This window comes from Streptococcus mitis (assembly GCF_001074635.1).
GTDB lineage: Bacteria > Bacillota > Bacilli > Lactobacillales > Streptococcaceae > Streptococcus > Streptococcus mitis_E.
This window is the reverse complement of sequence record NZ_JUQO01000027.1, coordinates 1-11,601: the sequence shown is the minus strand read 5'-3', so window position 1 is coordinate 11,601 and position 11,601 is coordinate 1. Positions and strand designations below refer to the sequence as shown.

Genomic DNA, 11,601 nt, shown 5'->3' with positions numbered 1-11,601 from the left:
TCAGCTTCACCTTGCCGTACTCAAGTACAGCCTGCGGCTAGCTTCCTAGTTTGCACTTCGATTTTCATTGAGTAAAAAATGAGTTTGGAAATACTATCCAAGCTCATTTTTTATCTAGATATAAGAAGTTGCCTTCTACACGTAACCAGTCTAGGTAAAGATATTTTCCCTGAATTCTGATATAATAGAAATATTGACTTCAAGAGTAAGGAAGAGAAGATGAACGCATTATTAAATGGAATGAATGACCGTCAGGCTGAGGCGGTGCAAACGACAGAAGGTCCCTTGTTGATCATGGCGGGGGCTGGTTCTGGAAAGACCCGAGTTTTGACTCACCGCATTGCTTATCTGATTGATGAAAAGATGGTCAATCCGTGGAATATCTTGGCCATTACCTTTACTAACAAGGCTGCGCGTGAGATGAAAGAGCGTGCTTATAGCCTCAATCCAGCTACTCAGGACTGTCTGATTGCGACCTTCCACTCCATGTGTGTTCGTATTTTGCGTCGCGATGCGGACCATATTGGCTACAACCGTAATTTTACAATTGTCGATCCTGGTGAACAGCGAACTCTTATGAAACGTATTCTTAAGCAGTTAAACTTGGATCCGAAAAAATGGAATGAACGGAGCATCTTAGGAACTATTTCCAATGCTAAGAATGATCTGATTGATGATGTGGCTTATGCTGCCCAAGCTGGAGATATGTACACGCAAATCGTGGCCCAGTGTTACACTGCTTACCAAAAAGAACTGCGTCAGTCGGAGTCGGTTGACTTTGATGATTTGATTATGCTGACCCTGCGTCTCTTTGATCAGAATCCTGATGTTTTGACCTACTACCAGCAGAAGTTTCAATACATCCATGTTGATGAATACCAAGATACCAACCATGCCCAGTACCAATTGGTCAAACTCTTGGCTTCCCGTTTTAAAAATATCTGTGTGGTTGGGGATGCTGACCAGTCTATCTACGGTTGGCGTGGTGCTGATATGCAGAATATTTTGGATTTTGAGAAAGATTATCCCCAAGCCAAGGTTGTTTTGTTGGAGGAGAATTACCGTTCAACCAAAACTATTCTCCAAGCTGCCAACGAGGTCATTAAAAACAATAAAAACCGCCGTCCTAAGAATCTCTGGACCCAAAATGCTGATGGGGAGCAAATCGTTTACTATCGTGCCAATGATGAGCTAGATGAGGCTGTATTTGTAGCCAGAACTATCGATGAACTTGGTCGGAGTCAAAACTTCCTTCACAAGGATTTTGCAGTTCTTTATCGTACTAATGCGCAGTCCCGTACTATTGAGGAAGCCTTGCTCAAGTCAAACATTCCTTATACAATGGTTGGTGGGACAAAGTTCTACAGCCGTAAGGAAATCCGCGATATTATCGCTTACCTCAATCTTATTGCCAATTTGAGTGACAATATCAGTTGTGAGCGTATTATCAACGAGCCTAAACGTGGAATTGGGCCAGGTACAGTTGAGAAAATCCGTGACTTTGCGAATATGCAAGACATGTCCATGCTAGATGCTTCAGCTAATATCATGTTATCTGGTATCAAGGGTAAAGCAGCCCAGTCTATCTGGGATTTTGCCAATATGATTCTGGATTTGCGGGAGCAGCTAGATCAATTAACTATTACAGAGTTGGTTGAGACTGTTTTAGAAAAAACAGGTTACGTCGATATTCTAAATGCTCAAGCGACCTTAGAAAGCAAGGCTAGGGTTGAAAATATCGAAGAGTTCCTTTCTGTAACGAAAAACTTTGATGACACCTCTGATGGGCCAGAAGAGGAAACTGGTCTGGACAAACTGAGTCGTTTCTTAAATGACTTGGCCTTGATTGCCGACACAGATTCAGGTAGTCAGGAGACATCAGAAGTGACCTTGATGACCCTGCATGCTGCTAAGGGTCTTGAGTTTCCAGTTGTATTTTTGATTGGTATGGAAGAAAATGTCTTTCCGCTTAGCCGTGCGGCTGAAGATCAAGATGAATTAGAAGAAGAACGCCGTTTGGCCTATGTAGGAATTACGCGTGCAGAGAAAATTCTCTATCTGACCAATGCCAACTCACGCCTGCTTTTTGGTCGTACCAACTACAACCGTCCGACTCGTTTTATTAACGAAATCAGTTCGGACTTGCTTGAGTATCAAGGATTGGCTCGTCCAGCCAATACAAGCTTTAAGGCATCTTATAGCAGTGGTGGTCTTGCCTTTGGTCAAGGTATGAGTTTGGCGCAGGCCCTCCAAGACCGTAAACGCGGTGTGGCACCAAAAACTATTCAGTCAAGCGGTCTCCCATTTGGTCAATTTACAGCTGGAGCAAAATCAGCTTCTAGCGAAACAAATTGGACCATTGGTGACATTGCTCTCCACAAGAAATGGGGAGAGGGAACTGTTCTGGAAGTCTCAGGTAGCGGTGCTACGCAGGAATTAAAAATCAATTTCCCAGAAGTTGGCCTGAAAAAACTTTTAGCCAGTGTAGCCCCAATTGAGAAAAAAATATAATTTTCCATCCTTCTCACGAATAATAAAGTGAGGAGGAATTTTATGTATAGTATTTCATTCCAAGAAGATTCACTGCTGCCAAGAGAAAGACTGGCCAAAGAAGGAGTTGAAGCGCTCAGTAACCAAGAGTTGCTAGCTATTCTACTCAGGACAGGAACACGTCAAGCCAGCGTTTTTGAAATTGCCCAGAAAGTCTTGAGTAATCTTTCAAGCCTAACGGATTTGAAAAAAATGACCCTGCAGGAATTGCAGAGTCTGTCTGGTATCGGCCGTGTTAAGGCCATAGAGTTACAAGCTATGATTGAACTGGGGCATCGTATTCACAAATACGAGACCCTTGAGATGGAAAGTATTCTCAGTAGCCAAAAGTTGGCCAAGAAGATGCAACAGGAATTGGGCCATAAAAAACAAGAGCACCTAGTGGCGCTCTATCTCAATACTCAAAATCAAATCATCCATCAACAGACCATTTTTATTGGTTCTGCAACTCGTAGTATCGCTGAACCACGTGAGATTCTTCACTATGCTATCAAGCATATGGCAACCTCTCTTATCTTGGTCCACAATCATCCTTCAGGAGCGGTATCGCCTAGCCGAAATGATGATCATGTCACTAAACTTGTTAAAGAAGCCTGCGATCTGATGGGAATTGTCCTCTTGGACCACTTGATTGTCTCTCACTCCAGTTATTTTAGTTACCGTGAAAAGACAGATTTAATCTAAAGTTCATTAACGACATAGTCAAAGAGGTTTTTATCTTTGGGACGATTTTCAAATAGAAATTCTGGGTGCCATTGGACACCGAGAAAGGCAACATCATCCGTACTCATGACAGCTTCAATAATGCCATCCTTAGGATCATGAGCCGCAATCTTTAAGTTAGGTGCTAAATCCTTAATACTCTGATGGTGGAAGGAGTTGATATGGGAGATTTCTCCATAGATTTCTCGAAGAACTGTATCAGGTTCTGTCACCAAGCGTTGGGTTGTGTATTCGGCAGAACAATCTTGCCAATGGTCTTCGATATCTTGGTATAAAGTTCCACCCATGGCAACGTTAAAGAGTTGAGTTCCACGGCAGACAGAAAAAATTGGCTTTTTCTGTTTAATAGCTTCCTTGATGAGGGCCAGTTCAAAGATATCCCTTTGAAGGTGGTAGTCATCGCTATCGATGGTTTTTGGTTCACCATAGAATTTTGGATCAACATTTTGCCCACCTGTCAAGATGAGTTTGTCAATCATACTGATATAGTGGCAGGCCATTTCTTGATCACCAATCGGTAGGATGATGGGAATCCCTCCAGCGTCTTTAACGCCTTCCACAAAGCCTTTTGCTGCGTAGCTCATCATAATGTCATCATCTGGATGAGTTTTTTCGTTTCCTGTAATCCCTATAACTGGTTTTTTCATAAAATGATTTTCGCTTTCTAATCCTCTTTTCGCATGAAGTAGAGGAGGGTTTGGAGTTCACTTGTCAAATCGACATACTGAACGACCACATCTTTTGGTAAATGCAGATGGACTGGTGAAAAACTAAGAATTCCTTTCACGCCAGCATCAACCAAGAGATTAGCAACTTCTTGTGACTTAACGCTGGGAACGGTCAGGATAGCAGTCTTCACATCAGCATCCTTGATTTTATCCTTGATTTGTGAAATTCCGTAAATGGGAATCCCATCAGGGGTTTGGCTACCGACTTCGGGATGGTCATCTAGGTCAAAGGCCATGATAATTTTCATCTTGTTACGTTCGTGGAAACGGTAGTGGAGAAGGGCATGGCCCATATTTCCAATACCAACCAGCATGACATTGGTAATGGAGTTATCATTGAGCAAATCGGCAAAAAACGTCATCAGTTTTTTAACATCATAGCCAAAACCACGACGTCCAAGTTCACCAAAATAGGAAAAATCACGACGTACGGTCGCTGAGTCAATACCGATAGCCTCTGCAATTTGCTTAGAGTTGGCACGTTCAATCTTTTCTGCATGAAATCTCTTAAAAATTCGATAGTAGAGAGAGAGTCTTTTCGCTGTAGCTTTTGGAATAGCAGACTGTTTATCTTTCACAAAATCACAACCTTTCTATTCTTCTATTTTATAGAAACATTGTGAAAAAATCAACAAAAACAAGAAAAAACTAAGAAAAATCTTAGTTTTGATGTAAAAAATCTGCATGTGATAGAAAACGGTAGAGGTCTCCGACCAGTCCTTGGTAAACTTCCTGCCCTTGAAAGGTCAAAGAAGTCACATAAAGTGTATCTGGCAGAGTCACACATCCTGACAGAGCCAGCATGAGAGCCTCGTAATCCTCATACTTGAGAGTGCGCTCTACATGATAGCTGTCCTTATAAGTTAGTTCAAACATTTTGGCTCTATCTTTCCGATTTTGTAAAGACACCACGTTCTACCAAGCTATCCATGAGGAAATAGAATTTTTCCTGATGAATGTGGTGGTCTTCTGATTTGAAAATATCAACTAGACGTAGCCCAAACTTGTCAGTGATATTGATTTTAGCACCTGTAAGTTCCTTGTTAATGATGATTTTGAGTTGGAATCCCTCACCGCTGTTTGGAACTTTTTCCAAAAGGCGAGTCAATTCATAGTTACCAACCTTAGTCTCAAAAAAGGTGTTGTCCTTAAGGGTGAATTTTTTAACAGAAGGGCTAAGAGTGTAGTCGTAACGACAATTTTTTAACTGAATGGTTTTTTCAAATGCCATATGGCTAACCTCCGATAATTTCTTTTAAGGTTTTTGCGAGGGTATGTAGGTCTTCAACAGTATTTTCTGGCGACAAACTGATACGAACGGATTCCTTCAAGCGTTCTGAATTTGCCCCGTACATGGCTTCAAGAACATGGCTGGATTGTACAATGCCCGCAGTGCAGGCTGAGCCAGTAGAGATTGAAATTCCAGCCAAATCTAGACGAAGGAGTAAGAGGTCATTTTTCTGACCAGGAAATCCAATATTGAGAACATAAGGAAGCTGATGTTCTCCTCTATTCAAGTAATATTGAATGTCCTCTAGCTCCGCAAGAAAAGTAGTTTCTAGATTTTGTATATGTTGAAAATGTTCTTTTTGTTTTTCTAGGTCTTCTTTTAGGGCTGCAACCATGCCTACGATGGCAGCTAAATTTTCAGTTCCTGCACGTTTTTTCTGTTCTTGGTCTCCGCCATGTAGATAGGAATCAAAATCCATGCTAGATGCGTAGAGAAAACCGATTCCCTTAGGACCATGGAATTTATGGGCAGAAGCAGTGAGAAAATCAATGCCCAATTCTTCGGGTTGAATTGGTATTTTACCGATTGCCTGAACTGCATCAACATGATAGGCTGCTGGGTGTTGCTTGAGTATTTGGCCAATTTCAGCAATGGGCAGTAGGTTTCCTGTCTCATTATTGGCAAACATGGTTGAAACCAAAATTGTATCGTCACGTAAAGCTTTTTGAATTTGTTGGGCTGTGATTTCTTGATTTTCTGGCTGGATAATGGTTGCTTCAAACCCAAAGTGTTGAACTAAGTAATCAATGGTTTCAAGGACGGCATGGTGCTCAATAGCAGTTGTGATGATATGTTTTCCTTGTTCTTGGTGACGAAGGCAGTAGCCAATGATGGCAGTATTGTTTCCTTCAGTCCCACCAGAAGTGAAAAAGATATGTTGAGGTTTTGTCCCCAGTAACTGGGCTAGTTCCTGACGGGCTTCTCTCAAGAGTTTGCCAGCTTGACGACCATGACCATGAATACTAGAAGGATTGCCATGGGTTTCTTGCATAACCTTGGTCATAGCTGAAATAGCAACTGCTGACATAGGAGTCGTCGCAGCATTGTCCAAATAAATCAAAGAATCACCTTATTTCTTTTTATTGTAGGCAAAGAGTGGGCTGACTGGTTTTCTTTCGTGGATACGGACGATAGCATCACCAATTAACTCACTAGCAGTGATGTAGCATACGTTTTTAGGAGTTTTTTCTTTTGTTGCTACTGAATCAGTCACAAGAATTTCTTTAATATTAGTATTGTCAAGAAGTTCAGCAGCTCCTTCGACGAAGAGACCGTGGCTAGAAACAGCATAAATTTCTGTAGCTCCTTCACGTTCAACGATTTTAGCAGCTTCAGAGAAGGTACGTCCGGTATTAAGAATATCATCAATCAAGATGGCTTTCTTACCTTCAACATCACCAATAATATAACCTTCGTTACGAGTTGCATCGTCTTGAGGGTAATCGATAATGGCGATAGGAGCATCAAGATATTCAGCCAGGCTACGAGCACGTTTGACACCTGAATTTTTAGGGCTAACGACAACAACATCTGAGCCAAGGAGCCCCTTATCGCAGTAATGTTTTGCAAATAGAGGAACTGTATAGAGGTTGTCAACAGGAATATCAAAGAATCCTTGCACCTGAACAGCATGCAAATCAAGCGTAAGAACACGGTCAACTCCAGCCTTAACCAGCATATTAGCAACTAGTTTAGCTGTAAGTGGCTCACGTGGTGAAGCAATGCGGTCTTGACGTGCATAGCCAAAATATGGAAGGACGACGTTGATACTGTGGGCACTTGCGCGCACACAAGCGTCAACCATGATCAACAATTCCATTAGGTGGTTGTTAACAGGGAAACTTGTAGACTGGATGATGTAAACATCATAACCACGGACACTTTCTTCGATATTTACTTGGATTTCTCCGTCTGAAAATTGACGTGATGATAGTTTTCCAAGCGGTACACCAACAGCTTGTGCAATTTTCTGTGCAATCTCTTGGTTAGAGTTGAGTGCGAAAAGTTTCATGTTTTTTCTATCTGACATTATAGACCGTCCTCTGTAAACTTTTTAAATCCTAGCCATATCTGCCTAGCCTATATGAACTGGGATTTTTGTATTTTATCTCTTCTATTTTACCAAAAAATGGAGATTATTTCAGCTATTTTTCATGCTTTTGACAAATCGAACCAATTTTGAGGGAGCTTTTTGGTATGAAATCTGATTTTTCTCTAAAAATTGCTGGAAATCTTGTTTCCCTTGCTCGTGATTTTCAACTTCAAGCTCTAATTCGTAATCTGTCATATCAAAGTACTGACTTTCATCCAGTGCCATGAGACCAATAGCTGTTTGCATTTCATAGCGAAGTGTCGTTAGACAACCAAGGATCTGCCATTCACTTGTTTTAATACCATGTTTCGTCAATTCATCCAGTACTAGCCCTTGAGGAAGTTCTTTCTTGCTCAGATAGTTTTCAGCATCTTTTAGTTGCAATTTTTGGTTGTATTCCATGTTTCCAACACTTTGCGGGACTTTGAGTGTCAATTCAGCCCAATCTTCAAAAGTTCGAATACGCATAGCGACTTTCTTTTCTCGCAGCTCAAAACCAGGTGTGTCGATGTAGTAATTTTTTTGGAGAACAGGTGTGACACCTGTGAACTGGTCTTTTAGATGATTATATTCATCTTTTTTCAAGAGTGTTTTCAATTCAATTTCTAAATGTTTCATTTTTCTTACCTTTTCTTTATCGTTGAAAGCGGATTTATGATATAATAGCATTGTATTTATTGTATATGAATCTGGAGAAAAAATCAAAGATATTTTTGAAGGATAATATGAGAACAAGGGAGAATTTATGACCTTAGAATGGGAAGAATTTCTAGATCCTTACATTCAAGCTGTTGGTGAGTTAAAGATTAAACTACGTGGTATTCGGAAGCAATATCGTAAGCAAAATAAGCATTCTCCTATTGAGTTTGTGACTGGTAGAGTCAAGCCAATTGAAAGTATCAAGGAAAAAATGGCTCGGCGTGGCATTACTTATGCGACCTTAGAGCATGATTTGCAAGATATTGCTGGTTTGCGTGTGATGGTCCAGTTTGTAGATGACGTTAAGGAAGTAGTGGAAATTTTGCGCAAACGTCAGGATATGCGGATCATACAGGAGCGAGATTACATTACTCATCGAAAAGCATCAGGCTACCGTTCCTATCACGTGGTAGTAGAATATACGGTTGATACCATCAATGGAGCTAAGACCATTTTGGCGGAAATTCAGATTCGTACTTTGGCCATGAATTTCTGGGCAACGATAGAACATTCTCTCAACTACAAGTACCAAGGGGATTTCCCAGAGGAAATTAAAAAGAGACTGGAAATCACGGCAAAGATTGCCCATCAGTTGGATGAAGAAATGGGTAAAATTCGTGATGATATCCAAGAAGCCCAGGCACTTTTTGATCCTTTGAGTAGAAAATTAAATGACGGTGTAGGAAACAGTGATGATACAGATGAAGAATACAGGTAAACGAATTGATCTGATAGCTAATAGAAAACCGCAGAGTCAAAGGGTTTTGTATGAATTGCGAGATCGTTTGAAGAGAAATCAGTTTATACTCAATGATACCAATCCGGATATTGTCATTTCCATTGGTGGGGATGGCATGCTCTTGTCGGCCTTTCATAAGTACGAAAATCAGCTTGACAAGGTACGCTTTATCGGTGTTCATACTGGACATTTGGGCTTCTATACGGACTACCGTGATTTTGAGTTGGACAAACTAGTGACTAATTTGCAGCTAGATACCGGAGCAAGAGTCTCTTACCCTGTTCTAAATGTGAAGGTCTTTCTTGAAAATGGTGAAGTGAAGATTTTTAGAGCACTAAATGAAGCCAGTATCCGCAGGTCTGATCGAACCATGGTGGCGGATGTTGTGATTAACGGTGTTCACTTTGAACGTTTTCGTGGAGATGGGCTAACAGTTTCGACCCCGACTGGTAGTACAGCCTATAACAAATCACTTGGCGGAGCTGTTTTACACCCTACCATTGAAGCTTTGCAATTAACGGAAATTGCCAGCCTTAACAATCGTGTCTATCGAACCCTGGGTTCTTCCATTATTGTTCCTAAGAAGGATAAGATTGAACTTATTCCTACAAGAAATGATTATCACACTATTTCGGTTGACAATAGCGTTTATTCCTTCCGCAATATTGAACGAATCGAGTATCAAATCGACCATCATAAGATTCACTTTGTCGCCTCACCTAGCCACACCAGTTTTTGGAATCGTGTTAAGGACGCTTTCATCGGTGAGGTGGACGAATGAGGTTTGAATTTATCGCAGATGAACATGTCAAGGTTAAGACCTTCTTGAAAAAGCACGAGGTTTCTAAGGGACTTCTGGCCAAGATTAAGTTTCGAGGTGGAGCTATTCTGGTCAATGACCAACCGCAAAATGCAACCTATCTATTGGATATTGGAGACCGAGTTATCATCGATATTCCCGCCGAGGAAGGCTTTGAAACTCTAGAAGCTATCGAGAGACCATTAGACATTCTCTATGAGGATGACCATTTTCTAGTCTTAAACAAACCCTATGGAGTGGCTTCTATTCCTAGTGTCAATCACTCCAATACCATTGCCAATTTTATCAAGGGTTACTATGTCAAGCAAAATTATGAAAATCAGCAGGTTCACATTGTAACCAGACTTGATAGAGATACTTCTGGCTTGATGCTCTTTGCTAAGCATGGCTATGCCCATGCACGATTAGACAAGCAGTTGCAGAAGAAATCTATCGAGAAGCGCTATTTTGCATTGGTTAAAGGTGATGGATACTTGGAGCCAGAAGGGGAAATTATTGCCCCGATTGCGCGTGATGAAGACTCCATTATTACCAGACGGGTGGCTAAAGGTGGAAAGTATGCCCATACTTCTTACAAGATTGTAGCATCTTATGGGAATATTCATTTGGTCGATATTCGCCTGCACACTGGGCGAACCCACCAAATCCGAGTCCATTTTTCTCATATTGGTTTTCCTTTATTGGGAGATGACTTGTACGGTGGTAGTCTAGACGATGGAATTCAGCGCCAGGCCCTACATTGTCATTACCTATCCTTTTATCATCCATTTTTAGAGCAAGACTTGCAGTTAGAAAGTCCCTTGCCGGATGATTTCAGCAACCTTATTACCCAGTTATCAACTAATACTCTATAAAAATTGTTTCAGAGTATAATTATTATCTTAAAGGAGAAAACTCATGGAAGTTTTTGAAAGTCTCAAAGCCAACCTAGTTGGTAAAAATGCTCGTATCGTTCTCCCTGAAGGGGAAGAGCCGCGTATTCTTCAAGCGACTAAACGCTTGGTAAAAGAAACAGAAGTGATTCCTGTTTTGCTTGGAAATCCTGAAAAAATTAAAATTTACCTTGAAATTGAAGGGATCATGGATGGTTATGAAGTCATTGACCCTCAACATTATCCTCAATTTGAAGAAATGGTTGCTGCCTTGGTGGAGCGTCGCAAGGGCAAAATGTCTGAAGAAGATGCACGCAAGGTTTTGGTTGAAGATGTCAACTATTTTGGTGTTATGTTGGTTTACTTGGGCTTGGTTGACGGAATGGTATCAGGTGCGATTCACTCAACAGCTTCAACAGTTCGCCCAGCCCTACAAATCATCAAAACTCGTCCAAATGTTACTCGTACTTCAGGTGCCTTCCTCATGGTTCGTGGTACGGAACGTTACCTATTTGGAGACTGTGCCATCAATATCAATCCTGATGCAGAAGCCTTGGCTGAAATTGCGATCAACTCAGCAATCACAGCTAAGATGTTTGGCATCGAGCCTAAAATTGCTATGCTAAGCTATTCTACTAAAGGTTCAGGATTTGGAGAAAGCGTTGATAAGGTTGTTGAAGCAACTAAAATTGCTCACGACTTGCGTCCTGACCTTGAAATCGATGGTGAGTTGCAATTTGATGCAGCCTTTGTTCCTGAAACTGCAGCTCTGAAAGCTCCTGGAAGTACGGTAGCTGGTCAAGCAAATGTCTTCATCTTCCCAGGTATCGAGGCAGGAAATATCGGATACAAGATGGCTGAACGTCTTGGTGGTTTTGCAGCTGTAGGACCTGTTTTGCAAGGTTTGAACAAACCAGTTAACGACCTTTCTCGTGGATGTAATGCAGATGATGTTTACAAGTTAACCCTTATCACAGCAGCTCAAGCAGTTCATCAATAAGATTTAGTCCTCTTTCCCTTGGGAAGAGGCTTTTTATACTCAATGAAAATCAAAGAGCAAACTAGGAAACTAGCCGCAGGCTGCTCA

At 41.2% G+C, this 11,601-nt stretch carries 13 protein-coding genes; 6 read left to right on the top strand and 7 right to left on the bottom strand.

Annotated elements, in window-relative coordinates; all coding sequences use genetic code 11:
- Positions 1-219 precede the first annotated feature (219 nt).
- Together pcrA and radC are read left to right on the top strand one after the other, a co-directional pair.
- The gene (gene pcrA, locus ADI58_RS01130) at positions 220-2,511 is read left to right on the top strand and encodes a DNA helicase PcrA (protein ID WP_049521142.1); all 2,292 of its coding nucleotides are present in this window, start codon (positions 220-222) and stop codon (positions 2,509-2,511) included.
- A 42-nt stretch (positions 2,512-2,553) separates the two neighbouring features.
- Positions 2,554-3,234, top strand: coding sequence for a RadC family protein (gene radC, locus ADI58_RS01125; RefSeq protein ID WP_049521141.1), 681 nt, complete (start codon positions 2,554-2,556; stop codon positions 3,232-3,234).
- Here radC and ADI58_RS01120 read toward each other — a convergent pair.
- The 7 genes from ADI58_RS01120 to ADI58_RS01090 all read right to left on the bottom strand — a co-directional run bounded on the left by ADI58_RS01120 (position 3,231) and on the right by ADI58_RS01090 (position 8,002).
- A complete protein-coding gene (locus ADI58_RS01120) occupies positions 3,231-3,920 on the bottom strand; it encodes a gamma-glutamyl-gamma-aminobutyrate hydrolase family protein (protein WP_000743337.1) in 690 nt (229 codons plus the stop codon). The genes radC and ADI58_RS01120 overlap by 4 nt on opposite strands.
- A 17-nt stretch (positions 3,921-3,937) precedes the next feature.
- On the bottom strand, positions 3,938-4,579 hold the full coding sequence (locus tag ADI58_RS01115; protein ID WP_000653414.1) for a redox-sensing transcriptional repressor Rex: 642 nt from the start codon (positions 4,577-4,579) through the stop codon (positions 3,938-3,940).
- Between the two features lie 82 nt (positions 4,580-4,661).
- Positions 4,662-4,877 carry a DUF4649 family protein gene (locus ADI58_RS01110; protein WP_049511220.1) on the bottom strand — a complete coding sequence of 72 codons (216 nt, stop codon included), beginning with the start codon at positions 4,875-4,877 and terminating at the stop codon, positions 4,662-4,664.
- A 7-nt stretch (positions 4,878-4,884) separates the two neighbouring features.
- Positions 4,885-5,232, bottom strand: a complete 348-nt coding sequence (locus tag ADI58_RS01105) for a DUF1831 domain-containing protein (RefSeq protein ID WP_000863540.1) — start codon at positions 5,230-5,232, stop codon at positions 4,885-4,887.
- 4 nt (positions 5,233-5,236) lie between these two features.
- Positions 5,237-6,352 (bottom strand): cysteine desulfurase family protein, encoded by a 1,116-nt coding sequence (locus ADI58_RS01100; protein WP_049521140.1) that lies wholly within the window; start codon positions 6,350-6,352, stop codon positions 5,237-5,239.
- 9 nt (positions 6,353-6,361) lie between these two features.
- Positions 6,362-7,321: a ribose-phosphate diphosphokinase gene (locus ADI58_RS01095; RefSeq protein WP_001283823.1), complete on the bottom strand. Its 960-nt coding sequence runs from the start codon at positions 7,319-7,321 to the stop codon at positions 6,362-6,364.
- Between the two features lie 111 nt (positions 7,322-7,432).
- Positions 7,433-8,002, bottom strand: a complete 570-nt coding sequence (locus tag ADI58_RS01090; protein WP_049500783.1) for a CYTH domain-containing protein — start codon at positions 8,000-8,002, stop codon at positions 7,433-7,435.
- Positions 8,003-8,129: 127 nt separating this feature from the next.
- On the opposite strand from ADI58_RS01090, the gene yjbM reads away from it, so the two are divergent.
- From yjbM to pta, 4 genes are read left to right on the top strand one after another with little or no spacing between them, the layout of a single operon-like run.
- Positions 8,130-8,801: a GTP diphosphokinase gene (yjbM, locus tag ADI58_RS01085; protein WP_000171682.1), complete on the top strand. Its 672-nt coding sequence runs from the start codon at positions 8,130-8,132 to the stop codon at positions 8,799-8,801.
- Complete coding sequence (locus ADI58_RS01080) at positions 8,785-9,603, top strand: NAD kinase (protein ID WP_000799056.1); 819 nt, start codon at positions 8,785-8,787, stop codon at positions 9,601-9,603. The genes yjbM and ADI58_RS01080 overlap by 17 nt, the downstream gene beginning before the upstream one ends.
- Positions 9,600-10,496 (top strand): RluA family pseudouridine synthase, encoded by an 897-nt coding sequence (locus ADI58_RS01075; RefSeq protein ID WP_049521139.1) that lies wholly within the window; start codon positions 9,600-9,602, stop codon positions 10,494-10,496. Before ADI58_RS01080 ends, ADI58_RS01075 begins: the two co-directional genes overlap by 4 nt.
- A gap of 43 nt (positions 10,497-10,539) precedes the next feature.
- Complete coding sequence (pta, locus tag ADI58_RS01070) at positions 10,540-11,514, top strand: phosphate acetyltransferase (RefSeq protein WP_000451580.1); 975 nt, start codon at positions 10,540-10,542, stop codon at positions 11,512-11,514.
- The last annotated feature ends 87 nt before the right edge of the window (positions 11,515-11,601 follow it).

What these genes read in the sequence shown, in the direction of transcription:
- pcrA (WP_049521142.1), top strand. Translation starts at nt 220, where the DNA reads ATGAACGCATTATTAAATGGAATGAATGACCGTCAGGCTGAGGCGGTG.
- radC (WP_049521141.1), top strand. Translation starts at nt 2,554, where the DNA reads ATGTATAGTATTTCATTCCAAGAAGATTCACTGCTGCCAAGAGAAAGA.
- ADI58_RS01120 (WP_000743337.1), bottom strand. Translation starts at nt 3,920, where the DNA reads ATGAAAAAACCAGTTATAGGGATTACAGGAAACGAAAAAACTCATCCA.
- ADI58_RS01110 (WP_049511220.1), bottom strand. Translation starts at nt 4,877, where the DNA reads ATGTTTGAACTAACTTATAAGGACAGCTATCATGTAGAGCGCACTCTC.
- ADI58_RS01105 (WP_000863540.1), bottom strand. Translation starts at nt 5,232, where the DNA reads ATGGCATTTGAAAAAACCATTCAGTTAAAAAATTGTCGTTACGACTAC.
- ADI58_RS01095 (WP_001283823.1), bottom strand. Translation starts at nt 7,321, where the DNA reads ATGTCAGATAGAAAAAACATGAAACTTTTCGCACTCAACTCTAACCAA.
- ADI58_RS01090 (WP_049500783.1), bottom strand. Translation starts at nt 8,002, where the DNA reads ATGAAACATTTAGAAATTGAATTGAAAACACTCTTGAAAAAAGATGAA.
- yjbM (WP_000171682.1), top strand. Translation starts at nt 8,130, where the DNA reads ATGACCTTAGAATGGGAAGAATTTCTAGATCCTTACATTCAAGCTGTT.
- ADI58_RS01080 (WP_000799056.1), top strand. Translation starts at nt 8,785, where the DNA reads ATGAAGAATACAGGTAAACGAATTGATCTGATAGCTAATAGAAAACCG.
- ADI58_RS01075 (WP_049521139.1), top strand. Translation starts at nt 9,600, where the DNA reads ATGAGGTTTGAATTTATCGCAGATGAACATGTCAAGGTTAAGACCTTC.
- pta (WP_000451580.1), top strand. Translation starts at nt 10,540, where the DNA reads ATGGAAGTTTTTGAAAGTCTCAAAGCCAACCTAGTTGGTAAAAATGCT.